We start from the raw sequence: 24627 nt of genomic DNA, 5'->3' as shown, positions 1-24627 counted from the left end.
CGATGGTAGTGTGGGGTTTCCCCATGTGAGAGTAGGACATCGCCAGGCTCCCAATTTAGATATTCATATTGAACGATGGATATCGGATAGATACGCGAGTATTTATCACCGTGTGGAGCGGTAGTTCAGTTGGTTAGAATACCGGCCTGTCACGCCGGGGGTCGCGGGTTCGAGTCCCGTCCGCTCCGCCACTTCTTCGAAAGCCTCAGCAGAAATGCTGAGGCTTTTTTGTATCAGTAAACAATGTTTGGCCTACGGTCAAATAGCCCAAGACTAGGTGTTCCCGTCTAACGACTCGGTTTTTTTATGCCTGAGTCATGTGATTGTTCGCCCTTAGGTCGAACGAGTCCCGCTTGAGTGCAAGCCCGGCCGCTCAGCTACTTATACTAAGCCCAAGTCTTTCGACTTGGGCTTTTTTACATCTGGAGAGAAGGCATACCTCAAAGGCGATTTTTAACATTCCCATATGGCATATTAGTTTAAGTTTAAGTCTATTGAGCTGTTTTTAATGTTTTGAAATGATTGTAAGTTGTTGTATTAAATAATTTTGTGCTAATTTCTTGGCGCGATGTATGCCATGGTGTGCAATTCGTTAATACTCATATATGGAACAAGAATGGACATAATTAGAAAAAAGCGGCTTTTCACCTGTGCCTTACTAACTATTTTGCTAGTGGGTTGTAATGGGGGCAGCAAGGATAATCAAACCCCCGAATTTGATGTAAATACTCAGTTTGCTGCGACTTACTTACAGTCAATAGGCAATGATCAAGCTCATCCAGCTTCGGCATATACATCAAAAGCGGCTAAGACAACACAAATCACACAGGATAAGCGTTATGACGGTGAGTTAGAAGTCACTCATGTCCTTACTCAAGAGAAGGAGCTCTTTGATTGGCCTGTAACTCAGAAAGTGGATAGCGATGGAAATGTTGAGACAATTTCACACCGTTCACTAACACTAAAGTCAGGTACTTATGATTTTGTATTGCTGCTTAGTTCTAGGGACGCTCAGCAGCGGCAGTATGTAGCTCAAGCACTTGGTGAGAAAATCGTGGATGGTGAGGAGCCTGAGATTGATTTTATCTTACAGCCAAATCTTGGCGATACAATCAGTGATTTCGACAAGGTGCAATATGTCTCTAAGCTGACGTTTTCTTGGCCTGCAGAAGATTTGGCGGCATTGACTAATCCGCAGTTTGGCCTGTCGATCAATAATGATGCAGAAACTGTCTATACCATCAATAAAGAAACCGGTATCGCCGAGATTATTATGAATGTTGAGCCAGGGGAGTACCTACTGGCAATGCGTCTTTATGATGGCAATTTGATGGTAGGTAAGAGTGAAGATGAGGATAACCGAGTTAATTTCGTCGAAGGTGAAAACGCCAAGATGGATGTTATTCCTCTTCAGGCAGATGTCGACTTTATTCTAGATGAACTTAAAGACGAAGGCTTATTTAGCTTTGTTATTCCAAATGAAGTTGTTGAAGAGGTGGGCTCGGCACAAGACCTTACACTGATTGTCCGTCTAGGTGGTGATAATGTCCCTGCTCAAGAAAAGGTGCTCGAGGTTGAAGATGTGAATGGTGTTTATAAAGCTAGCGAGTTATTTCTTACGGGTGGTCAGGGCCAGATTACTGCTTATTTAGCTTTTCATGAACAAAATGAAGCATCAGAGCAATTTAACTCAGTCCCTTTTGCTAGTTGTAACACCGCAATTAACGTTGAAATTAACCAGACGCTGGGTTGTAAGCTAGAGCTTAAACGCGAGAGTATTATTTCGGGTCGTATCCTAGGGACATTAATGCTGAGTGTTCTTGATAAAGACTGGCAGCCTGCGATAGGTGCTAAAGTTTATATCAATGATAAGTTAGTTGGTCTGACTGGCGTTGAATATAATACGGGTTCACTTAAAGCCCACCTGATTGCGGGTGAGCATGATATTGAAGTGCGTGACAGTATCTATGGCGCTTCAGAGTCGCTGGAGATTGAACCGTTGGCGGTTGAAAATCTTCTTATGTATATGGAAAAACATGCTGATATTGGTGATGGTCATTTTGTAAAACACCAAAGTATCCGTTATCAAATTAGCGAAGATAAGTATTCAGATGCCGCTGTATTGGCTGATTTAAACGGAAATGGCCATCTGGATCTAGTGGCTTCACGTCGTAATAACAGCGTACTTATTTTTGAAAATGATGGTAAGGCTAACTTTACTAAATCTGAGTATAGCTTTGCTGATCAACGTCGTACGACAGACATTGTTGCTGCAGATTTAAATGGTAATGGTCATCAAGATATTGTGCGTTCAACAACAGATGGTGATCAAATTTTCTTCAATGATGGGAAAGGCAAGCTGAACGATTCTGGGTTACTGCTCGGTAAAGGAGATAGCCAGTCTATTGCTATTGGTGACCTCAATGCTAATGGTTATCTGGATATTGTCGTTGGCCAAAAGTGGAAAGCACCTCTAGTTTATTTTAATGATGAACAAGGCAGCTTCATTGATAGTCACGAATACTTGAGTGGGCATAGTAGTGCCATACATGCCGCCAATGTCGTTCTTGCTGATGTTAATGGTAATAATCGACTCGATATCATTTATGGTGGCGGTGATAACAGCACGATGATTTACCTCAATGAAGGGGAAGGGCGCTTTAGCGACTCAGGTCAACGTCTTGGTATTAGTCAAAAAGAGAAACGTTTTAATGTAGCTGTTGGCGATGTTAATAGCAGTGGTAAACCAGATTTGTTAATTACTAATATGGATTACAGCGGCACCGAGCAAAATACTTTATACATCAATGATGGCAATGGCGTATTTGATAAGTCAGACGTTTTTGTTGGGGTAAATGGTCAAGCCGCTTCATTTGCTGACGTCAATAGCAATGGGCAACTTGATCTGGTTGTTACTGGCTCATATGTTGAAGATGCTCAGCTGTATTTCAATGATGGCAATGGAAATTTCACCCCGTCAGAGAATGGTAACTTCGGAAAATCCCATCACACACCGCTATTTGGTGATCTTGATGGTGACGGAGATCTAGATTTGGTTTTGGCTTATTCAACAGGGAGCGAGATATACCTTAACCAGCCAGTATCTCGCTAGATAAAAGTGTCAGTTGAGGTTGTAATTCCGATCTTCAAGTTGAAAATGATTTTTTGATAGCCTTACATTAATGACCGAAATCCGAGTGTATTAAATATACTCGGATTTTTTTGTTTATAGGAGTTATGTTTGCTTTTCGGTTACCTGACACACCTATTTACAACTCTTTGAAGCAACACTTTGCTTGGTGCTTGTCATTAGATGATGAGTTATGAGAGGGTAACGATTACTAATTTTAGGGAGTAACAAATGAAGTTTTTCTTTGAGCGTACCGAGTCTGATAGTGAGATTAAGATTGTGCTTAAACCTCACTCATTATACGCCATGATGCTAATGCTTACTTTGTGGTTAGGGAATGACTTCCTTTTACAATCAGCGCCTATTAGTCAGATTCTCATGCCAGTATTTATTGTCTTTATGGTTATCCGTTTCTTTTCGTTGATTAGAGTCCAGAAAGAAGTGATTGTGGCAATGAAGCAGGGTAAGGTGACGACGCAAGGAAGTAAGTTTTCATTTACTAACCCATTTACTTACTTAATTAATAAGTAAAAAATCATTCATTCCAAGCAGGAAAGAATGCATTAGTTTCACGCTGCTTATTGTTTTCCCCATATTGTGCATAATAGATAGATTACACAATATGGGAGAAAGAATGCGCTCGTTTACCTGGAAGCCACTGTTACTCGCTTGTCTAATTGTCAGTATTGGGCAATTTAGCCTTGGTCTAGTATTCCCTTCTCTGCCGTGGATCGCCGCAGATCTTCAGTTAAGCACTGAGCAAGTGCAGTTATTGGTTTCAGGCTACCTCTTTAGCTTTGGCCTTTCTCAGCTCATCTATGGGCCTCTTTCTGATATTTTTGGCCGTCGCCCTATATTGTTATCGGGCTTATTGATTGCATTACTTGGTTTAATTGTTGCTGTAACAAATGCAGATTCATTTTCTTGGCTACTCGCGGGCAGAGTCATTCAGGGGATGGGAGCTGGTAGTGTCGCGGTATTAGCAAGGGCTACGATTCGAGATAGCTATCAGCGGCAAGATTTAGTAAAAGCCATGACGTGGCTAGCAATTGTTGCGGCCTTTACACCTATCATAGCCCCTGTGATTGGCGGCCTGATTAATCATTATTCTGGCTGGTTTTCCGTCTTTATCTTGTTGCTAGCTTATATTTCAGTGGTATGGCTAGTACTACTTTTCTCTTTTAAAGAAACATTATTAAAACCTGCGACACCACACTCGGTCGGTAACCTAGTCAGTTCATACTTTTCTCTCATACATGAAAGGCACTTTTTATCATTTGCCGGTATTGGTTGGGTAAACTTTTTTCTGGTCGTGATTTCTATTTCGTTAATGCCATTTATTATGCAGGTGCAGATTGGTTTATCTTCAGAGCAATATGCACTTTGGGCTATGGTGCCAGCTTTTGGACTGCTTTGTGGTGGCTTAGTGTGCCAGCGTTTAAGACCTAAGCTCGGTACGCAGAGAATGTTACAGCTCGCTCCATTATTACATTTAGTTTCAGGGGCGGTATTGATAGCTGCTCCTCTTGATCCATTATGGATGAGCTCCGGGCACTTTCTATTAGCCATGGCGAACGGTATCGCTTTCCCTTGTGCACAATCATTAATGCTGGTTCCTTATGGTAATCGTGCGGGCACTGTCGCTGCATTATCCGGAGCATGTCAGATGGTATTTGCTTCCATGATGAGTAACGGCTTATTGAAAGCTGGGCTAAGTGAAGCATGGCATCTTGGGGCTGTAATCGCTATTGGTGCCGGACTCGGCTGGTTACTTGCGATGCTAGGTACGCAAAGTGAGAGTGGTCGACGTGCGGTGGCAGCACTGAACTGATCAGCCATACTTAATGCAGTTCTTTTAGGAGAAATTGCCATGGCTAAGTTAGTAGTGCAATGCTTCGTTGGGTTTTTCATCATTATGTTATTTGGCTGTGTCGGTTTTCATGAAAATGATTTAGCGCAGAAACAAGAGTGGGAACAACTTGGTGAGTACCATGGTGAACAAGGCTACCGTGAGTGGGATACCAAGGAGTTGTACAAGCGTGGTGCGTTATCTGAAACTGAATATGAAAAGTACCGAGCGGGATACCTGAATGGGCGCTTTGAGTATTGTAGTGGAAAGCAGAATGTTAATACGGTTTTAAACCCAGCCTACCCAGATGAATGTAATAGTAGTTCGAGTTATGGTTTGGTAGAACGAGGTTATTGAGAGGGAATATTAAAAAGGCTGCCGAGGCAGCCTTTATCACATCATTAACTTAGCTTTAGTTATTGCTGTGCAATTCACTGTTTAGCTCAACCGCAGATTTATTTGCTAAACATTCGATTTGGCCAGTTACTGAGTTACGGCGGAATAGAAGATCGGATACGCCAGCAAGATCGCGAGCTTTAACCATTTCAACTTCCTGACCACTCTTATCAAGCATACGGACTTTCGAACCCGCTGTTACATATAGGCCTGATTCGATAGTACAGCGATCACCCATAGGGAAACCAAGACCAGAGTTAGCACCGAGTAGGCTGTTTTCACCGATAGAAACAACAACCTTACCACCACCTGATAGCGTACCCATGATAGAAGCGCCGCCACCGATGTCAGAACCGTTACCGACCATCACACCTGCTGAAATACGGCCTTCAACCATGCTAACACCTGTAGTACCAGCATTAAAGTTGATGAAACCTTCATGCATCACAGTCGTGCCTTCACCAACGTGCGCACCTAAACGAACGCGTGATGTATCAGCGATGCGTACACCTGCAGGTACAACGTAATCAACCATTTTCGGGAATTTATCTACACAGTCGACAGTCAGAGTTTCACCGTTTAGGCGAGCTTCGATTTGGCGATCAGCTAGCTCAGGTAAATCAATTGCACCTTGGTTAGTCCAAGCAATGTTGTGCAGTAAACCGAAGATGCCATCAAGCACTAAACCATGAGGCTGTACCAGGCGATTTGAAATCAGTTGTAGTTTCAAGAAGCCTTCTGAAACCGAAGCTGGCGCTTCATCAGACGCTAAAATCACAAGCACTAACGGTTGTGATGACTGAGCTGCACGGCTTGCAAACTGAGCACTTTTCTCTTCACCAACGCCATTGAATGCCGCAGTTAGATCAGCACATTGTGCCGATGTGATCTCGATTGCTTGGTTGCCTTCTTTGTAATCGACAACAGCAGCAACTGCATTAACTAGCGCATCAGATGGGTTAAGGATTGGGGTTGGGAAAAAAGCTTCGATGATTTTTCCATCGCGGTTTTTAGTCGCAGTACCAAGGGCTAGTGAAAAGCTGGCCATTATTGATCGTTCTCCATATTAAAAAGTTGAGCACCGTTCGGCAAAGCCGAGGGATTCCCGGATAGGGAGGCTCATTGTTATATCAAGGTTATCGATCCATCATAATGACAGTTGAGCGGATATAGAAGGGCTAAAAGATTAAACAGTCAAAAATGACGAAAATATTATTGGGGTGGTGATTGTTGAGCATTTTTAGATGATTAAAATGCATAAAAAAACCCCCAGATTGGAGGTTTATTCATTGGCGTGTTACTTGAGCAGTCGCTTATGCAGCTTCATCTGAAGCAATATCTGCAACAGCTTCAGGTTTTGCAACTTTCTTTTTTGGGGCTGCTTTTTTCTTCGCACCCAGTGCAACAAGTACATCTTCACGCTTTTGAGCTAAGAATAATGATAGCTCTTCTTGTTTGGCTTCATCCTCGAAAAGTTCACTTTCGCTTAGCAAAGTAAACATCTCATCAGCCATATCTAGCATTTTGTCGTATGCGTCGGCTTCAGACTTAGAGGTGAAAGTCATCTTTTCTTCTCCGTTGCGCTCAACTACATATTTGACGATAACAGCCATAGTCACCCTCTCCCGAAATTGATTTACTGGCTGTTTATACAGTAGCATAAAGGGCTATGTCCAGTGATAAGCGTGTTAATGTGATGGCGAGAGAAAAATTTGCTCAAATATATGCCCGTGCCGCAGAGCGAAAGGGTGGAATAAATGTGCTTGAAAGCATGCTGTCGACGCCATTGTCGGCCAAGCAGCTTAAGCTGCTTGGTGATGATCGTTGGTTAGCTGCGTTCACTCAGAAAGTGTTTCAATCCGGAATTAGCTGGCAGGTAGTGCGAAACAAGTGGCCGAATTTTGAAGAGGTTTTTTTTGGTTTTGATATCGAAAAAATGTTACTGATGCCGACGGAAATGTGGGAACGTAAAGCAACGGATCCGGCCATTATTCGCCATTTGGCTAAAGTAATGACCATCCCAGATAATGCACAAATGATTCACGAAGCTGCACTTTCGCATGGGGCGTTTTCGAGTATGGTGGCAGATTGGCCCGAAGAGGATATTACAGGGCTTTGGCGATACATGAAAAAGCACGGTAAGCGGCTTGGGGGTAATACAGGGCCTTACACATTACGGATTATGGGAAAAGACACTTTTATTCTTAGCCACGATGTAGAAAGCTACCTGCGTCATACCAATATTATTGATGGTGGACGAGATACGCAGAAATCGTTAACCGCAACACAAGCTGCCTTTAATGCATGGCGACAGGAGTCTGGCCGATCGTTATGTCAGATCAGCCAAATCATTGCGTTCAGCTGTGGTGATAATCGAATTTAATCATGCGCAGTCGCTGAGTTTATGGTGGTAAACGGTGAGTTCCATTGCTGACAAAAAGCGAGAAATAGCTTTAGTAGTGGGCTCTGGTACTTTTCCTTATGATAAAGCAGCCAGTATTGGCGTTGCATATCTAGAGGTAGCTTAAGGATCACCACGCGTTTGTCATTAACAGCATGCTCGGCAGCTCGGCGAGATAAACAGGTGATCCCTAACCCTGCAGCTACGCAGTTAATAATTGCTTCGGTATTATTAAGCTCAAAAGCTTGGTGCCACACTTCTAACCGTGGGGATATTCGGTTGAGAAAAAACTCCCTGGTACCAGATCCAGATTCTCGTAATATCCAGTTTGATTGCTCTAGATCTGAAATACTCAGCTGGTTAATGCTTGCTAGCGGGTGGGTAGGGTTGCAAGCAACGACCATCTCGTCGCCAAGCCAAGGCACGACGGTAAGATCGGTATGCTGTACTTTACCTTCGACTAAGCCGACATCCAGTTCAAATTCTCCGAGCTTATGGCAGATCTGTGCAGTATTTGAAATGAATAGCGATTGGTCGTAGTGGCCAGAATGCTGGCGAAAGTCTCTTAGCAGGAAAGGAGTAACTTGATTTCCGACGGTATCGCTCGAACCTATCTTCAACTTTCCGGCAATTGGACCTTCTTGATCAAATAATTGTTCAATCGTATGGCTGCGGGCTAGGAGTTCATCTGCAAGAGGTAATAAGCGTTTTCCTTGTTCATTGATCAACAGGCGATTGTTATTCCGGTCAAACAGCTTGTGGTCAAGTTGTTTTTCTAATTCAGATAACGCCATGCTGACCGCAGGCTTTGATAAAAACAACTTTTCTGCCGCTGCTGTAATCGTCAGTTCTTGGGCTACGGTAACAAAAACGTTGAGTTGCCGAAGGGAGATATTCATATGCTGCTCTTAGTATCGTTAATCTTCATTGAACTATTGGTTAAATATATTCAATTATTCTAAATACCTCAAATTATATACACTGTACAGGTGTTCAAAGTTATCGGCTTTTAGCTGAATGTGGGGCGTAAGATGATTCAGGCGACAAAAAGAAAAGTACTCGGTGCACCAACACCAATGGCAGGCCTTGCTTTAGGAATTGCAAGCTTAGGATGGTGCTGGGAGAACGCCGCGGATCTTCAAGGAGCAGGACAGCTTGGAGGCGCTGCGATCGCAAGCGTACTGCTGGCTATCTTGTGTGTGAAATTCATATGCCACCCTAAGTCACTTTGGAGCGATATAACGCACCCTGTTGTCGGTAGTGTAGTGCCAACTTTCGCTATGGCAACCATGGTTGTATCAAAAGCGTTAGGCCAGTTTTTTCCTGTTGCCGGTCAGGCATTGTGGCTGTTTGCGGTTATGCTCCACCTACTGTTTTTAGCTTTGTTTGTTTACCATCGTGCGGTTGAATTTGAATTGCACCATATGGTGCCAAGCTGGTTTGTGCCACCTATTGGGATCATCGTGGCTGATGTCGCTTTTCCTGGTGGAGCGTTACGCCCGTTGGCTGAAGGTTTATTAATATTCGGTATGGGAATCTATGCAGTTATGCTACCGATTATGATTTACCGTTTGATCTTTAGCCACGAAATTCCAGATGCCGCTAAACCAACCATTGCGATTATGGCTGCGCCAGCAAGTCTTTCTTTGGCAGGTTACCTTACGGTATCACAAGCACCATCTCCAGTGATCATCGGCTTATTGGCAGGTATCGCGGTGCTCATGACATTTGTCATCTATGTTGCGTTCTTCCGCCTGTTACGACTTCAATTCAGCCCAGGTTATGCGGCATTTACTTTTCCGATAGTTATTAGTGCTACGGCCTTATTTAAATCTGCAGCCTGGATGGCATCGATAGGGGTTGCAGGGGAATACGTTGCTCAAGTATCAACACTTGCCCATATTGAGCTATATATTGCAACGGTCGTAGTGGCTTACGTGGCCTTGCGCTACTTAGCTTTTTATCGCCCAATGTCACAATTATTTCGTCCTGTTACACACCGTGTTTAAGCACAGTATTTATCTGCCACTTAATGTGTACCGAAGCTGGTGGGACAGTTTATGAGAGTTGCTAAGGACAGCAAGTACAATGCGTGTGTTTTGCCCGGTTAATCCGGGCTTTTTTGCATTTTAACTATTTGGTTTGCAGCTAACCAATTGATCGTAGACAATCAGGGTAACCTTCTCTTTACGTGAGATACCAGCGTGTTTACTGTCTATCACTCCAACCAGCTCGACTTATTGAAATCTTTGCTTGTCGAGCTCATACGCCTCGATCCTCTCGAGAATCCATTTGAGCAAGAGCAAATTCTGGTTCAAAGTCCAGGGATGTCACAGTGGTTGAAACTGGAACTTGCCAAAGCACAGGGCATTGCTGCGAACCTTGAGTTTCCACTACCGGCGACGTTTATCTGGAATATGTTTACCAAAGTGTTGAGTGATGTGCCTGAGCGCAGTGCATTCAACAAAGAGGCCATGACATGGAAGCTATTACAAGTATTGCCATCGATGCTCGACAAGCCCGAATTCGAACCGTTGGCGAATTACTTACGTGAAGATGAACATCAAGTTAAAAGCTATCAATTGTCTGAGAAAATCGCCGATATCTTCGATCAGTATTTGGTATATCGCCCGGAGTGGATACAGACGTGGGAAGCTGATCAAATCGATCCTGAGTTGGTTACCGATCACCCTTGGCAGCCTTTGCTCTGGCAAGCATTGTATGATCATACGCTTAGCCTTGGTCAATCGCCGTATCACCGCGCCAACCTTTACGATAACTTCATCGAGACGCTCGAAGGTTACCTACACAGCGGTTCCCCTTTACCGAAAGGTTTACCTAAGCGATTGTTTGTTTTTGGTATTTCAGCCCTACCACCGCGCTATCTCGATGCACTAGCAGCTCTCGGCAAGCACATTGATGTGCACCTGATGTTTACTAACCCTTGCCGCCATTATTGGGGAGAGGTACGTGACCGTAAATATTTGGCACGTCTCGCCGCAAAACAACGTCAGCAGTTGCAGTGGTGTGCTGATCATAGTGAACGTGGTGAAGTAATATCTCCTCTCAAAGGTGAACTTGAAGATAATGTCATTGATGACACCCATGAGGGGGCGGTGGGTAATACGTTATTGGCTTCATTGGGCAAGCTGGGAAGGGATAACCTTTACTTGTTATCCGAGATGGAAACGCAGGATGTTGAAGCGTTTGTTGATATTGAATCCGATTCATTACTGCATGCTTTGCAGGCTGACATATTGAACCTAGAAGATAGGGTCAATGATGAAATCACTGACGATAGCTTCCATAAGTTACCGCTACGGGCTGGGGATCATTCGCTAACCATTCACGCCTGCCACTCGCCAATGCGTGAGGTCGAAGTACTGCACGATAATATGCTGACGATGCTGGCTGAAAACCCTGAACTATCACCGCGTGATATCGTCGTGATGGTCGCTGATATCAACAGCTATAGCCCCTATATACAGGCGGTATTTGGTAATGCATCCGGTAACCGATATATCCCGTTCTCTATTTCAGATCGGAGTGCCGATCAAGAGAACCCGGTTCTACTCGCCTTCTTGCGGTTACTTAGCTTACCAGAAAGCCGTTGCCAAGCTTCTGAGTTGCTAGAGTTGCTTGAAGTGCCAGCCGTCATGGCAAAATTTGGTTTTGATAGCCAACGTTTTGAGCGCGTTAAACAATGGATCGAAGAAGTAGGGATCCGTTGGGGACTCGATGACGATACTGCTGGTGAATTTCAATTACCAAAGCAGCAACAGAATACGTGGTTGTTTGGTTTACAGCGTATGTTGTTAGGTTATGCCATGCCCCAGTCCTCCGGTTTATTCCAAGGGGTCTTAGCCTATGATGAGGTGCAAGGGCTGGATGCGGAGTTAGCTGGCCAATTGGGTTTATTCATTGAAACCTTAATGCGCTATCGCCAGCAACTGGCAACAGAGCAGCCGATTGCGGTGTGGATCTCTTGTTTAAATCAGCTATTAGATGATTGTTTTGCGGTCGATATTGACGGTGAAATGGTATTGCGCATGATCCGCGATAAGGTACATCAGCTTGAACAACAGCTTGCCGATGCGGGTTATAACTCAGCTATTACACCTGCAGTGATGCGTGATTACCTAAATGACAAACTATCTGGTGAACGTGTTAGCCAGCGCTTCCTTGCTGGCCAAGTTAACTTTTGTACCTTAATGCCAATGCGATCTATTCCATTTAAAGGGGTGTGTTTGCTCGGGATGAATGATGGGGTTTACCCTCGCTCGATCCCAGCGGAAGGGTTTGATTTAATGGCGGGCAAGGCCAAATACGGTGATCGTTCTCGTCGTGATGATGACCGGTATCTATTTCTGGAAGCATTGCAGTCTGCACAAGATATTTTGTATATCAGCTATGTCGGACGCTCAATCCAAGATAATAGCGAGAAAATGCCATCGGTATTGGTCAGTGAGCTTTTGGAGTATTGCCAACAAGGTTATTGCCTTGAAGGGGACGAAGCGAAGCCTGTTGATGTCTCAGCGGCTAATTTAGCGAAAGCGATCACCCATTTTCATGCCCTCGTTCCTTTTAGCCCTGACGCATTTTTAGGCGATCGCCCGAGCTATGCCGCAGAGTGGCTGCCGGCAGCCAATCGAAAATCGATGGTGATTAACGAATTTCAAGCGACGCCACTTGCACCTGAAGCTGTTGATAGTACCGCTGGAGACGTGTTGGAACTTGCAGAGCTTGCCCGTTTCTGGCGCTTGCCAGTGCAATACTTTTTTAACCGTCGCCTGAAGGTGTATTTCGATGCGAGCCAAGGTGCAGTTGAAGATGATGAGCCTTTCGCGCTTGATGGGTTAAGTCGCTTTCAATTACGCCAAGAGCTGCTTACGACCTTCCTTGATAGCCACGCGCAAGGTATCACTGATCTCGATGCGGCATTTAGCCAATTTTCCCAATATCAGCAAGCGGCTGGTGGGTTGCCACTGGCGCAGTTTGGTGAGCTTGAATTGATGGATGAGCGCACGCAAATTGAGGCTCTGGCTCAAACGATCACCGATTTAATGGTTGCCCCGCTCCCAGATGTTGAAGTGGATATTGTCCTTGCATTGGGCGAGCGCGAACTACGGTTACAAGGTTGGCTGAAACATGTCACTCAACAAGGGCTGGTGCGTTATCGCCCAGGTAAAGTACGCGCACAAGATATCTTACAAGGCTGGTTAGATCATTTATGTCTCGCGTTGTCGGCCAAATCGGCAAACACCTACTTGGTGGGGGTCGATGGGGTCTTTTTCTTTGAACCGGTATCTGCTGAGTACGCATTAACGCAATTGATCATCTTGGTCGAGGCTTATTACCTCGGTTTGACCTTACCGTTACCGTATTTCCCTCGTACAGTACTATCGGGGATGCAGTCTTGTCTTGATAAGCAAGGTAATTGGTGTGATGACGTAGATACACTTGATAAAGCAAAAGGGAAAATGGCAGAAGCATTTAACGGTGGTTACATGTTTGAAGGCGAGGGGAAGAATGCATATATCAATCGCGTATGGCCGGAATGGCATGATGAGCTAGCTGCTGACTTGCAACATTGGGGAGAGTCTTTGCTGAAACCAGCAATATTGCATTTGCGGCAAGATCGAGAGTAAGAGGGTGTAGCGTGGCCGCCAGCAAATCATAATTATTGTAGGGTGTTCGCTGTACGACCACAGGTCCAGAGGTGACCAGATTTCGTGCCTTGGATACTAACGGACAGTGGCGGCGGAAAACGTGAAAGATCTCTCATACTGATATAACACTTAGTGATTTTAATCGACCGATTCATTTGAATTTGTGTCTGGTCACAAAAAATAATCTTGAGTTGGTAAGGTTTAGCCTCTGTCTCGACCTTGCCACAACAACAGGAATCTGTGTATCCAATGACTCAGCAACCTATTTTGACAACACCGGAAGCATTGGCTCCGATGACTTTTCCGCTTCATGGTAATCGGTTGATTGAAGCTTCTGCCGGCACCGGTAAGACCTTCACCATTGCGAGTTTGTATTTACGTTTGCTACTTGGCCATGGTGATAAGCAAAGTCGCTTTCCTCGTGAACTCACCGTTGATCAGATCTTGGTAGTGACATTTACCGAGGCGGCAACGGCGGAGCTGAGGGATCGTATTCGTCGCCGTATTCATGATGCCCGTATCGCCTTTAGTCGAGGGCATAGTGATGATCCGGTCATTAAGCCCTTGCTTGATGATATTGACGATCATAAGTCGGCGGCGGCTATTTTGCTACAGGCAGAGCGCCAAATGGATGAGGCGGCGATCTTTACCATTCATGGCTTCTGTCAGCGCATGTTGACCCAGAATGCCTTTGAGTCCGGTAGCTTGTTCAATAATGAGTTTGTGACTGAAGAAAGCCAGTTGAGGGCGCAGGTGGTTGCCGATTACTGGCGCCGTAACTTCTACCCATTAGCACGCAGTTTAGCGGGGGAAGTGCGTAATATTTGGGCGTCACCAGCGGCATTGCTGCGTGAGGTAAATGTCTTTTTATCAGGCGCTGAAGTTGAAATTCGTGCCCCTGAGCTGGAAGGTGATATCGAGCAGTTTCATGATAATAACCTCGCCCGTATTGATCAGGTAAAAACCTTGTGGCGTGAAGGTGCAGCCGATTTCCAAGATCTGATCGCCAGCTCTGGAGTGAATAAGCGCAGCTATACCAAAACCAGCTTGCCTAAAGCATTGAGTGAAGTGGGTGAATGGGCAAATCGTGATAACACTGGTTACAAGCTACCTAAGTCACTTGAAAAGTTTAGCCAGCAAGTGCTGTTTGATAAAACGACCAAAGGGCAGGCGCCAGAGCACCCTGCTTTTGTTGCCATTAATGAGTTACTCGAAAACAAACCCAATGTGCGTGATCCTTTGTTGGCTCATGCCATTAAAGAGTGCCGTGTATTGCTTGCGGAAGCAAAGCGACGCAAAGGTTGGCTATCGTTTGATGATCTGTTGACCCAGCTAGCCGCTGCGCTAGGCAATGATGAAAGCGCGACACTTGCAGCGCGGATCCGTAATTTATTCCCCGTCGCGATGATCGATGAATTCCAAGATACCGATCCGCTGCAATACAGTATTTTTAATACCGTGTATGGCGAAGATCATAAAACCTCTGACGGTGAAGAGGCAGGCCCGTGCGGTTTGTTTATGATTGGGGACCCGAAACAGGCTATTTATGCTTTCCGTGGCGCCGATATCTTTACTTATATTCAGGCGCGCCGACAGGTTTCTGCGCATTATACATTGGGTACGAACTGGCGCTCGACCGCTGAAATGATCGAAGCGGTTAACTGTATTTTTGAACAGCCTCAACGACCATTTATTTATGATCAAGATATTACGTTCTTACCGGTCGCCCATAGCCCGAAGGCGGCGAGCCGTAGCTGGCTGCTGTCTGGAGTGAAGCAGCCCGCGCTGAGTTTGTGGCGGCAAGAAGCGGATGAGCCAGTTAAAAAAGGTGATTATCAGAAAACCATGGCGCTGGCGACAGCGGCAGAAATCCAAAAGATCCTGACCCTTTCTCAGCAAGGTGAAGCGTTGCTGGTTGATGGTGAAAAAAGTAAGCCGATCAATGCTTGTGATATATCGGTGTTGGTGCGTACCGGTAGTGAAGGGACTTTGATCCGCCAAGCACTGGCAGAACAAGGCATTGCCAGTGTTTACCTGTCTAACCGAGACAGTGTTTTTGCCAGTGTTGAAGCGGTTGATATTCAACGATTTTTGATCGCAGTGTTAACACCTGAGGATGATCGTAGCATGCGTGCCGCATTGGCTTCTGGCTTGTTTGCCCTAACGGCAGAGGTGTTGGATAAACTCAATATCGAAGAGGTTGAGTGGGAACGTCATGTCACTGAATTTCGAGGTTACCGTAAGCTGTGGCAAACCCGTGGGGTACTGCCAATGTTACGCCATATGCTTTCTAGCCGTGAGATCCCGGAAACGTTATTGAGTCAAAACGGAGGGGAACGGCGTCTAACTGATATTTTGCATGTTGGCGAATTGCTACAGCAAGCAAGCCAAACGCTAGACAGCGATCACGGCTTGATCCGCTGGTTAGCTGAACACATCGAAGAGCCGAATGGCAATGTCGATGAGCAGCAACTGCGTTTAGAATCAGACCGTAATTTGGTACAGATTGTTACTATTCACAAGTCAAAAGGCTTGGAGTATGACCTGGTATTTTTGCCCTTTGTCTGTAGCTACCGTGAAGCGGGGACTGCGCTGTTCCATGATGAACAAACTCAGCAAGCAGTACTTGATATTGCGGCGGCTGAAGAAAGCATGGAGCTGGCAGAAAAAGAACGCCTCGCCGAAGATTTACGTTTGATCTATGTTGCTCTAACACGTGCTGTTTATGGTTGCTACCTTGGCATGTCGCCTGTGCGTAAAGGGTTAAGCCGCAAAGAGCCGACGGGTTTGCATCAGTCTGCGATTGGGTGGTTGGTTCAAGATGGGCAAGAGGGCGGTTTAATCGATCTTGATAATGCTTTAGCGAGTTTAGCTAAGACGTCATCTGCCATTGCGGTAATGTCGCCGCCGATGCTGCCTGATTCGATTTGGCTACCCGTTGAAGAGGAGCAGCCTGAATTGGTCGCTGCCACCTTTAATACTCAGCTTGATCGTAGCTGGTGGATCACCAGTTATTCTGGGTTGGTCAAACAAGGCCACAGCCATCATGATGCCTCGTTTGAATTACCCGGCTTTGATACCGACTCTTCACAAGATACTGAAGAGGGCGAGGAAATCGAACCTGAACGCTCAATTTATACATTCCCGAAAGGGGCGAGGCCGGGTACGTTTTTGCATACCCTCTTTGAAGAAATTGAATTCACAGCCCCCGTTGATAGCGAGCAAACAACAGAGACCATTTTAGAACTGCTTCGTCTTGAGAATTATGACGAGGAATGGCTGCCAGTATTGCAGCAGATGATCAAAGATGTACTGGCTTGTCCGTTAGATGGTAAAGATTTATTGCTAGGAAACTTACCCCCGTCACAGCGCCTAACTGAGATGGAGTTCATGCTGCCGATTAACTTACTGTCAGCACCATTGCTGAATAAAGTAATAGCACGTCATGATTCATTGTCAGCCCGTGCTGGTGAGCTGGGTTTTGCCACCGTTAGCGGTATGCTCAAAGGCTTTATTGACTTGGTGTTTGAGCATCAAGGGCGTTATTACGTACTGGATTGGAAATCAAACTGGTTGGGTGATGATCCGGATGTATACCGCGATGGGAAGCTGTCTGAAGCCATGGCCGATCATCGTTATGATCTGCAGTATCAACTGTATGCCCTTGCCTTACATCGTTTCTTGAAAAGCCGAAAGCCAGATTATGATTACGATGCTCATTTCGGTGGGGTGTACTATTTGTTCTTACGTGGCGTGAAAGCGGAAAATAGTAGCGGTATCTTTCATGCTCGCCCGAGTGTTGAATTACTGACAGATCTCGAAAGCCTGATTGACGGAGAATACCTCGATGCTTAACCGCCTAGAACAATTGACTCGTCAGGGGCGCTTACGTCCACTGGACTACCAATTTGCTAAATTTGTCGCAATGACATCAAACAGTGGCGAAAACAATGAGCAAGACAGCTTAATTACTCTTGTTGCAGCATTAGCTAGCCATGAGCTCGGGCAGGGGCATGTGTGTGTGTCATTACAGCACATAGATACCTGTCGTTTATTTGGCCTATCACCAGAGCTTAGTGGCCAGTTACAGCAAGATATTCCGGATGTCACCCATTGGCAGGCAATATTACAACGCTCAGTTGCGGTGTCTGATGGTAGCCGCCCAACGCCGTTGGTTGTGGATAATCAGCGTGTTTATTTAAGCCGTTATTGGCAGTTTGAGCAGATGGTTGCTGGCCACCTAAAACGTTCATCCCATACTCATCAAACGACCGCGATAGGCACCGATGTAATGGCTGCAAAGCTGGATGAACTGTTTGCTCGTAGCTATACCTTCTTGTTTCAGTCGTTACAGAAACTCAAGAAAGAACCGCTAGAAAATACCGTTCAAGCTCGTCAAATTGAAGTCTGCGATAAGTTGGATATTGTTGCGCCTGATTTGTTAGATTGGCCTGCCATCGATCAGGTTCTGGTTGCTGCTGAGCACATTAGCGATCTGGATATATTAGCGTCGTTGATCCCAAATTCGGTTTGTCTGAATTGGCAAAAAGTGGCAGCCGCTGTGGCGCTTACCCGCCAGTTTGCCGTGATCTCTGGTGGACCAGGAACCGGTAAAACAACCACTGTGGCAAAGTTATTGGCGGCGTTGGTGACCCAAGCCATTCAAAGTGGTGAGCTTGATGAACAAGGTCAGCCCTGTTTACCTGATATTAAGCTTGTTGCGCCGACAGGTAAGGCGGCAGCCCGTTTAACCGAGTCGATTGGTGCGGCAGTTGATTCTTTGGCCGTTGAAAAAGTGGTTAAAGATAACATTCCAACCCAATCAAGCACCTTGCACCGCTTGTTGGGGTCGATCCCCAATCGTGTCGCCTTTCGCCACAATCGGGAAAATCCATTACACCTTGATGTACTCGTTGTGGATGAAGCCTCGATGGTTGACTTGCCGATGATGGCGCGTTTGCTTGATGCGATGCCGCCACATGCGAAGTTAATCCTGTTGGGTGATCGCGATCAGCTTGCTTCCGTGGAAGCGGGGGCGGTACTGGGTGATATTTGCAGTTTTTCTGAGCAAGGTTATAGCCAGCAGCAAAGCCAGTTACTAGGGCAACTGACTGGTTTTCAGTTTGCGGCTTTACAGGAAAACTTAGGGGTGGTTGCTGATAGCCTGTGCATGCTGCGTAAAAGTTACCGTTTCCATGCTCAATCAGGTATTGGCCAGTTGGCAAAAGCCATCAATGCAGGTCAACCACGCCTAGTTGATAAAGTATTGCAGCAAGGATTTAAAGATATTCATCATTACCCGCTCAATAGCGAAAGCTACCAGAGTATGTTGAATATGGCGGTGACATTTTACCGTGACTACCTAGATGCGATAGAAGCGAAAAGCCCACCAGCTGATGTGTTAAAAGCATTCTCTCAAATACGGTTACTGTGCGCGTTAAGAGAAGGGGATTTTGGGGTGGTTGGTTTGAACCAACGTATTGAACGTGGTTTGGCGAGGCTGGGTAAAATCGCACCTGATGATGAAACATGGTATGTCGGTAGGCCAATTATGATCAGTCAAAATGATCATGGTTTGGGGCTTTATAACGGTGATATTGGTATCGCGATGAAAGATCCTGAACCCGATACACAGACGGGGGAGTATCGAACGCGGGTATTCTTTGAAATGCCAGATGGTTCGATCCGTGGTGTACTGCCAAGCCGTTTACCTGAGCATGAAACGGTGTATGCAATGACGATCCATAAATCTCAGGGCTCGGAGTTTGCTGATACGTTAATGGTATTACCGACGGAATTTAGTCCGTTACTGACGAGAGAGCTTACTTACACAGGCATTACCCGAGCCAAAGAAAAGCTCTATTTGTTTGCCACGCAAGACACCCTAAACCGTTCAGTGCGCTTACGTACAGAGCGAGCCAGTGGTTTGGCGGATTTATTAAATTAGGCTGACGCTAGCGCCAAGCGTTAACCAAGCGTTAACCAAGCGCTAACCAAGCACTAATCAAGAACAAATCAGCGCTGACAAAATGTCGGCGCTGATTTGTTTTGGCGGTAACCGTTGGGAGCGTTGTTGTGTTACAAGTCCAAGATTAAAATCTTCGATTTACGTTGGAAGTTATACAGCGCTTTTTTGGTGACGGGGAGTTTCTCGACTTGAGATTCACTAAACCCTTGCTCTCTGAACCAGTGCAGGCTGCGAGTGGTTAGTACAAATAAGTGGCTCAGCCCCATATTTTTTGACTGGATTCTAAGTTGGTTCAGTAATAATGCGCCACGATCACCATCTCGATAATCGGGGTGAACTGCCACGCAGGCCATCTCGGCCATTTTTTCTTCAGGAAAAGGATAGAGGGCGGCACAGCCGATGATCAGTCCATCACGGTCGACCACCGTAAATTGTTTGATCTCCTGTTCTAACTGCTCGCGAGAGCGGCGAACCAAGATCCCATCATCCTCTAATGGTTGTATCAGCTCTAAAATCCCACCAATGTCATCGATGGTTGCTCGTCGTACTTGTTCGGCACTCTCCATCACGATTTGAGTACCAATACCGTCAAAGGAAAAGAGTTCTTGAATTAATGCCCCATCTTCTTTGTAGCTGATCAAATGGCTACGCGGCACGCCAGCTCGGCAAGCAGTGATTGCACCACGTAAGAATCGTCCTGTGCCACTATCATCACTTTGACGAGCAACGAGTTGTTTTAGGGTATGTTCGGCCTCGGTGGGAAGCATTTCAGACCAAACGCTATTGTCGTCACGTAGCACCCCTTGTTCGGAGCAAAAGCCGATGAGCTTATCTGCTTTAAGCTTGATAGCTAATTGGGTTGCGACTTCTTCAGAGGTAAGGTTGAAACACTCGCCTGTGACTGAGCTGGCGATAGGGCCTAATAGTACAATCGCTTGCTGATCAAGCTGGCGGTGGATGCCATCAATATCAATACGACGGATCCGGCCACTGTGTACATAATCCACACCATCGTCGATACCTAATGGCTGAGCAATGATGAAGTTCCCACTAACGACATTGATTTGGGCACCAGCCATGGGAGTGTTGTTCAGTCCCATGGAAAATCGTGCGGTAATATCGAGCTGTAGCTGACCTGCAGCTTGCTTTGCGAGTTCCAGTGCACGTTCATCAGTCACGCGTATACCTTTGTGGTAAGGCGTTTGATAATTAGCTTGCTCGGTAAGAGCTGATATTTGTGGCCTTGCGCCGTAAACGACGACAATTCGTAGCCCTAAGCTATTCAGCAGGGCGATATCATTGACGATATGCGAAAAGTTGTTATGCGCAATCGCTTCTCCACCGAGCATGATGACAATGGTTTTGCCAATATGGGCGTTAAGATAGGGAGCCGATTGACGAAACTCTTTTACCAAGGCGGTACTTCTAAACTTCACTGTTTTTTGCGTCCTTGTACTGATGCTAGCTGACTTGGTGTTGGCGATATTTAAGTTATGTTATTTATTATTATGTTGGATAAGTCAATAAATATTCACTCTTCATAGCATTCTTGGACTTGACCTTAATGATAGCGGCAACATGGAATTCGATATTTTTGGATAGAAGATCCCGTTATTAAGGATTAGTTATTCTTTCGCTCTTTAAGTGTTTTTTTTTACGGTATATTCAGCATTGCAATCTATCGTATTTTGTAATCATGACTAAGCCTAAAAAATACCGTCAAAAAGCATTTATTCCCCCTAGCGCTATCATTGTTGGTGTCATGAGCATTGTGATGGCGTTTAGCATGTGGGCTGCAGGTAAGTTTGATATTCCGTTGTTTGAATCGACATCCGTACCGGATATTTACGGCGTTTGGACTGAACAAGATGTAGCACCATATGTTGCTGATAAATTTGAGCTTAGTCCAGCAGGTGTTTTTGTTGGGGGGCGCCAAGTGACGACGCAATTTAAATGGGATGGCAATAGGCTTGAATATCGTGCCGGTGATGATAATTACTCTTATTTATTCCATGCTAACCGGTTGGTTCGTCAACAACCGGCTCACTACATCTCGTCTTTCTCTCGCCAAAAATTGGATTTACGATCTAAAAGTGAAAACTAGGCAAGGGTCCGCAAGCTACGTAGTAGTTGATTGATTGGCTGTTGCTTCAAGGCTACTTGACGCAACATATCGGCAGTGGCGGAGCTACCACCTAAACAGCGTTGAATAACGGTATTGATTTGACTGACAGAATTCCCTTCGCTGGCAAGGCTTCTTATCCATTGGTACTCAATGGAATTAATGTTTAACAATGTCTCTTTTCCTACCTTCAGTGGTATTGTCATTAATAACTCCTTGTATGCTAATTGAGTATATTGCAGCGATTTTCAGATGCTGAATAAACATGACAATTATACGACATTTGCATGACATTAATATGACACCGGGTGCGCATTTGTGTGGCGGTTGAATTAGTCACGGTTGTAAAGTTTGGCCGATGAGGTTAATTCACATAAACAACCTTTTGCTGACATTGTTCCTATTTCTTTTTGCCAGAATAAACGGGCGTTGTTATTACTTCGTATTTATCTAAATTCTTTATTGGGGTTAGTGTTCTGCTATGCAGTTGGTTACACTGGTAGCTAATCCCTTTATAGGTCCTTTTTTGATCTGTTATTCATAGGTTTAACTGTGTTTCGTAAAGCGACGATAGCTATTTTAATTATGGGTTTGGCTGGATGTGCTAAACCTACAGACCGTGGTCAGCAATACCTTGATGGTAACTTTGATCAGGTTTTGAACCCCGTACCGACATTGAACTCTGATAAGCCTCAAGATTACAGCCAGTTTAGTCAGCAGATGGAAAAAGTGATTGAACGCTCGCCGTCGATGGCGACGACCTATCAACCGTTGTATCAGCAAATTGAAAGCTGGGCTGAACACAGTGGCGATCCAGCTCAACTTGGTAACTATGGTATTCAGGTTGTTCAGATGGGCGGCGGCGATGGGCAAGGTAACGTGATGTTTACTGGTTATTTCTCACCAGTAATTGAATTACGACATGAGCCAAATGACACTTACCGTTACCCAGTGTATGGGATGCCAGAGTGTGATGAACGCTGTCCAACCCGTGCTGAAATTTATGATGGCGCATTGGATGGCCAAGGCTTAGAGCTTGGCTACAGTGCTTCGATGCTCGATATTTTCATGATGGAAGTGCAGGGCAGCGGTTTTGTACATTATGAAGATAACGATGAGCTTGAATATTTTGCCTACAATGGCAAAAACGGTCACCGTTATGTGAGTATTGGTCGAGTGTTGATTGAGCGTGGCGAAGTACCACGTGAAAAAATGTCTTTAAAGGCCATTGATGACTGGGTACAACAACAAGATGAAGCAACAGTGAAGGAGTTGCTAGAGCAAAATCCATCTTTTGTATTCTTCAAACCAAAGGCTGAGCTTGATGTGATCGGAACGGCAGGGATCCCACTGCAGGCGCATGCTGCTGTCGCCGCGGATCGTGAATATTTACCGATGGGCAGTGTAATTTTAGCTGAAGTGCCACAGCTTGATGCTGAAGGAAATTGGAATGGACAGCATATACTTAAATTATTGCTGGCATTAGATACTGGCGGTGCAGTGAAGAAGAACCATCTTGATTTGTACCATGGTATGGGCGCGCAAGCTGGTATTGATGCTGGGCATTACAAGCACTTTGGGCGAGTTTGGAAGCTGGGGCTACAAGGCTCAGAGGCGGAACAACCCTCGCTCGTGCCTTAACTTGTCTCGTTAAGTAAAGAGGCTGTTGCGTCTCTGGACAATTCCCTAAAGAGTGCGTATAAATCGCACTCTTTCTTTATGAATGTGTGAAATACAGCGCGGATAGGCCATGCAAGAATTAGATACCCCAGCATCAGACAATTATAACCAACGTTTTGGTGGCACTCGCCGCCTATATGGTAATAGCGAAGTTGAGATTTTACGTGCAGCGCATGTTTGCGTGATTGGCATTGGTGGTGTCGGTTCGTGGGCGGCGGAAGCGTTAGCACGTTCAGGTGTTGGTGAATTGACGTTGATCGATATGGATGACGTGTGCGTGACCAACATCAACCGCCAGATCCATGCCATGACGGGCACTGTTGGCCAAAGTAAGATCGAAGTAATGGCCGAGCGGATCAAGCTGATTAACCCAGAGTGCAAGGTTAACCTGATTGACGATTTCATTACTCCCGAGAATATCCCTGAATATATCGATCGCCGTTACGATTATATCCTTGATGCAATAGACAGTATGAAGCCAAAGGCTGCGCTGCTGGCTTATTGTAAAAGCAATAAACTCAAAGTGATCACGACTGGTGGTGCTGGTGGTCAAGTTGATCCAACACAGATTCAAATTACAGATTTGACCAAGACTATCCAAGACCCATTGGCAAAAAAACTGCGTGATACTTTACGCCGCCATCATAACTTCCCGAAAAACCCAAAGCGTAAGTTCGGCATTGATTGCGTGTACTCAACCGAGCAGCTTAAATACCCACAGGCTGATGGCTCAGTGTGTAATATGAAAGCCTCGGCGGAAGGTCCTAAGCGAATGGATTGTGCCAGTGGTTTTGGTGCGGCAACCATGGTGACAGCCACATTCGGGTTTGTTGCGGTATCGCGTATTTTGCAAAAGCTGATTGAAAAATATCGTGCTTAGCTGATAGCTGATAGCTGATATGAAGATTCAAAAAAGCGAGAGCCAATGGCTCTCGCTTTTTTATTGGGCGGTACTGTCGCTACAGCACTAAAACACGGCTAGGCAGCCAGAGCTTTGATCTGCTCAACAATGGCTTTTAAGCCGTTGCCGCGTGAAGGGCTAAGGTGTGCCATTAGGCCAAGGCCATCAAAATAACCATCTATATCAAACTGGCTGATTTCTTTGGCTGTTTTTCCTTCATAAGCGGCGAGCACTAAGGTGATCAAGCCACGTACAATACGGGCGTCGGAGTCAGCCGCAAAATGGAAAACCCCACAGTCTTGCTGGTGGGCAAGCCACACCTGACTTTCACAACCACTGACCTTTAGTTGCTCTTGTTTGAGCGTATCAGGCAGCGCCGGCAGCTTTTTCCCTAATTGGATCACGGTACGGTAGCGATCTTCCCAGCCTTTGGCGGCTGCCATTTGAGCAAGGATAGTCTCGGTGGTGATTTCTGTACCAAAAGGGTGAGCAGGTAACGTCATTAGGTCTC

Annotated in this window: 18 protein-coding genes and 1 tRNA gene; 13 read left to right on the top strand and 6 right to left on the bottom strand. The window is 45.5% G+C overall.

The genetic code is table 11. The annotated features are described in order from the left end of the window. Positions 1-114: 114 nt before the first annotated feature. The 5 genes from L4D78_RS25310 to L4D78_RS25290 all read left to right on the top strand — a co-directional run bounded on the left by L4D78_RS25310 (position 115) and on the right by L4D78_RS25290 (position 5336). A tRNA-Asp gene (locus L4D78_RS25310) sits at positions 115-191 on the top strand. Between the two features lie 425 nt (positions 192-616). Further along, a complete protein-coding gene (locus L4D78_RS25305; protein ID WP_428469495.1) occupies positions 617-3112 on the top strand; it encodes an FG-GAP repeat domain-containing protein in 2496 nt (831 codons plus the stop codon). A gap of 249 nt (positions 3113-3361) precedes the next feature. Beyond that, positions 3362-3661: a hypothetical protein gene (locus L4D78_RS25300; protein WP_428469494.1), complete on the top strand. Its 300-nt coding sequence runs from the start codon at positions 3362-3364 to the stop codon at positions 3659-3661. 103 nt (positions 3662-3764) lie between these two features. Further along, entirely contained in the window at positions 3765-4961 is a 1197-nt protein-coding gene (locus L4D78_RS25295; protein ID WP_428469493.1) for an MFS transporter, read from the top strand. A 39-nt stretch (positions 4962-5000) separates the two neighbouring features. After that, entirely contained in the window at positions 5001-5336 is a 336-nt protein-coding gene (locus L4D78_RS25290) for a DUF2799 domain-containing protein (RefSeq protein WP_428469492.1), read from the top strand. 55 nt (positions 5337-5391) lie between these two features. On the opposite strand, the gene dapD is transcribed toward L4D78_RS25290, so the two are convergent. Then, positions 5392-6423, bottom strand: coding sequence for a 2,3,4,5-tetrahydropyridine-2,6-dicarboxylate N-succinyltransferase (dapD, locus tag L4D78_RS25285; RefSeq protein ID WP_428469491.1), 1032 nt, complete (start codon positions 6421-6423; stop codon positions 5392-5394). A 265-nt stretch (positions 6424-6688) separates the two neighbouring features. After that, on the bottom strand, positions 6689-6988 hold the full coding sequence (locus L4D78_RS25280) for a YebG family protein (protein ID WP_428459988.1): 300 nt from the start codon (positions 6986-6988) through the stop codon (positions 6689-6691). An 83-nt stretch (positions 6989-7071) separates the two neighbouring features. Between L4D78_RS25280 and L4D78_RS25275 the strand changes: the two genes are divergently transcribed. Next, positions 7072-7758, top strand: a complete 687-nt coding sequence (locus L4D78_RS25275) for a DNA-3-methyladenine glycosylase I (RefSeq protein ID WP_428469497.1) — start codon at positions 7072-7074, stop codon at positions 7756-7758. On the opposite strand, the gene L4D78_RS25270 is transcribed toward L4D78_RS25275, so the two are convergent. Then, positions 7755-8675 carry a LysR substrate-binding domain-containing protein gene (locus tag L4D78_RS25270; protein ID WP_428469490.1) on the bottom strand — a complete coding sequence of 307 codons (921 nt, stop codon included), beginning with the start codon at positions 8673-8675 and terminating at the stop codon, positions 7755-7757. The two genes, L4D78_RS25275 and L4D78_RS25270, sit on opposite strands and share 4 nt — an antisense overlap. 132 nt (positions 8676-8807) lie before the next feature. Between L4D78_RS25270 and L4D78_RS25265 the strand changes: the two genes are divergently transcribed. The 4 genes from L4D78_RS25265 (at position 8808) to recD (ending at position 19392) form a co-directional block, all read left to right on the top strand. Then, positions 8808-9785 (top strand): TDT family transporter, encoded by a 978-nt coding sequence (locus tag L4D78_RS25265; RefSeq protein ID WP_428469489.1) that lies wholly within the window; start codon positions 8808-8810, stop codon positions 9783-9785. Positions 9786-9980: 195 nt separating this feature from the next. Further along, positions 9981-13424 carry an exodeoxyribonuclease V subunit gamma gene (gene recC / locus L4D78_RS25260; protein WP_428469488.1) on the top strand — a complete coding sequence of 1148 codons (3444 nt, stop codon included), beginning with the start codon at positions 9981-9983 and terminating at the stop codon, positions 13422-13424. Positions 13425-13694: 270 nt separating this feature from the next. Next, the gene (recB, locus tag L4D78_RS25255) at positions 13695-17300 is read left to right on the top strand and encodes an exodeoxyribonuclease V subunit beta (RefSeq protein WP_428469487.1); all 3606 of its coding nucleotides are present in this window, start codon (positions 13695-13697) and stop codon (positions 17298-17300) included. After that, positions 17293-19392 (top strand): exodeoxyribonuclease V subunit alpha, encoded by a 2100-nt coding sequence (gene recD / locus L4D78_RS25250; RefSeq protein ID WP_428469486.1) that lies wholly within the window; start codon positions 17293-17295, stop codon positions 19390-19392. The genes recB and recD overlap by 8 nt, the downstream gene beginning before the upstream one ends. Before the next feature lie 131 nt (positions 19393-19523). On the opposite strand, the gene argA is transcribed toward recD, so the two are convergent. Next, the gene (argA, locus tag L4D78_RS25245) at positions 19524-20849 is read right to left on the bottom strand and encodes an amino-acid N-acetyltransferase (RefSeq protein WP_428459982.1); all 1326 of its coding nucleotides are present in this window, start codon (positions 20847-20849) and stop codon (positions 19524-19526) included. Positions 20850-21109: 260 nt separating this feature from the next. Here argA and L4D78_RS25240 point away from each other — a divergent pair, with 260 nt between their 5' ends. Then, complete coding sequence (locus L4D78_RS25240; RefSeq protein WP_428459981.1) at positions 21110-21517, top strand: DUF2850 domain-containing protein; 408 nt, start codon at positions 21110-21112, stop codon at positions 21515-21517. Here L4D78_RS25240 and L4D78_RS25235 read toward each other — a convergent pair. Further along, positions 21514-21741, bottom strand: a complete 228-nt coding sequence (locus L4D78_RS25235) for a hypothetical protein (RefSeq protein WP_428459980.1) — start codon at positions 21739-21741, stop codon at positions 21514-21516. The genes L4D78_RS25240 and L4D78_RS25235 overlap by 4 nt on opposite strands. Before the next feature lie 346 nt (positions 21742-22087). Between L4D78_RS25235 and mltA the strand changes: the two genes are divergently transcribed. Further along, on the top strand, positions 22088-23176 hold the full coding sequence (gene mltA / locus L4D78_RS25230) for a murein transglycosylase A (RefSeq protein ID WP_428469485.1): 1089 nt from the start codon (positions 22088-22090) through the stop codon (positions 23174-23176). A gap of 109 nt (positions 23177-23285) precedes the next feature. Next, a complete protein-coding gene (gene tcdA / locus L4D78_RS25225; protein WP_428469484.1) occupies positions 23286-24095 on the top strand; it encodes a tRNA cyclic N6-threonylcarbamoyladenosine(37) synthase TcdA in 810 nt (269 codons plus the stop codon). Positions 24096-24193: 98 nt separating this feature from the next. Here tcdA and csdE read toward each other — a convergent pair whose 3' ends face one another. Beyond that, the gene (gene csdE, locus L4D78_RS25220; protein WP_428469483.1) at positions 24194-24619 is read right to left on the bottom strand and encodes a cysteine desulfurase sulfur acceptor subunit CsdE; all 426 of its coding nucleotides are present in this window, start codon (positions 24617-24619) and stop codon (positions 24194-24196) included. Between the last annotated feature and the right edge of the window lie 8 nt (positions 24620-24627).

Source organism: Photobacterium minamisatsumaniensis (assembly GCF_050336695.1).
Lineage (GTDB): Bacteria > Pseudomonadota > Gammaproteobacteria > Enterobacterales > Vibrionaceae > Photobacterium > Photobacterium minamisatsumaniensis.
Note: the sequence above shows the minus strand (reverse complement) of the source record. Positions and strands in the feature narration are given on the sequence as shown.

Bases quoted from the DNA above. Each gene is read 5' to 3' on its own strand.
- L4D78_RS25280 (WP_428459988.1), bottom strand. From the start codon at position 6,988: ATGGCTGTTATCGTCAAATATGTAGTTGAGCGCAACGGAGAAGAAAAG.
- csdE (WP_428469483.1), bottom strand. From the start codon at position 24,619: ATGACGTTACCTGCTCACCCTTTTGGTACAGAAATCACCACCGAGACT.
- recB (WP_428469487.1), top strand. From the start codon at position 13,695: ATGACTCAGCAACCTATTTTGACAACACCGGAAGCATTGGCTCCGATG.
- L4D78_RS25265 (WP_428469489.1), top strand. From the start codon at position 8,808: ATGATTCAGGCGACAAAAAGAAAAGTACTCGGTGCACCAACACCAATG.
- recD (WP_428469486.1), top strand. From the start codon at position 17,293: ATGCTTAACCGCCTAGAACAATTGACTCGTCAGGGGCGCTTACGTCCA.
- L4D78_RS25290 (WP_428469492.1), top strand. From the start codon at position 5,001: ATGGCTAAGTTAGTAGTGCAATGCTTCGTTGGGTTTTTCATCATTATG.
- L4D78_RS25295 (WP_428469493.1), top strand. From the start codon at position 3,765: ATGCGCTCGTTTACCTGGAAGCCACTGTTACTCGCTTGTCTAATTGTC.
- tcdA (WP_428469484.1), top strand. From the start codon at position 23,286: ATGCAAGAATTAGATACCCCAGCATCAGACAATTATAACCAACGTTTT.
- L4D78_RS25270 (WP_428469490.1), bottom strand. From the start codon at position 8,675: ATGAATATCTCCCTTCGGCAACTCAACGTTTTTGTTACCGTAGCCCAA.
- dapD (WP_428469491.1), bottom strand. From the start codon at position 6,423: ATGGCCAGCTTTTCACTAGCCCTTGGTACTGCGACTAAAAACCGCGAT.
- L4D78_RS25240 (WP_428459981.1), top strand. From the start codon at position 21,110: ATGACTAAGCCTAAAAAATACCGTCAAAAAGCATTTATTCCCCCTAGC.
- L4D78_RS25235 (WP_428459980.1), bottom strand. From the start codon at position 21,741: ATGACAATACCACTGAAGGTAGGAAAAGAGACATTGTTAAACATTAAT.
- L4D78_RS25300 (WP_428469494.1), top strand. From the start codon at position 3,362: ATGAAGTTTTTCTTTGAGCGTACCGAGTCTGATAGTGAGATTAAGATT.
- L4D78_RS25275 (WP_428469497.1), top strand. From the start codon at position 7,072: ATGGCGAGAGAAAAATTTGCTCAAATATATGCCCGTGCCGCAGAGCGA.
- L4D78_RS25305 (WP_428469495.1), top strand. From the start codon at position 617: ATGGACATAATTAGAAAAAAGCGGCTTTTCACCTGTGCCTTACTAACT.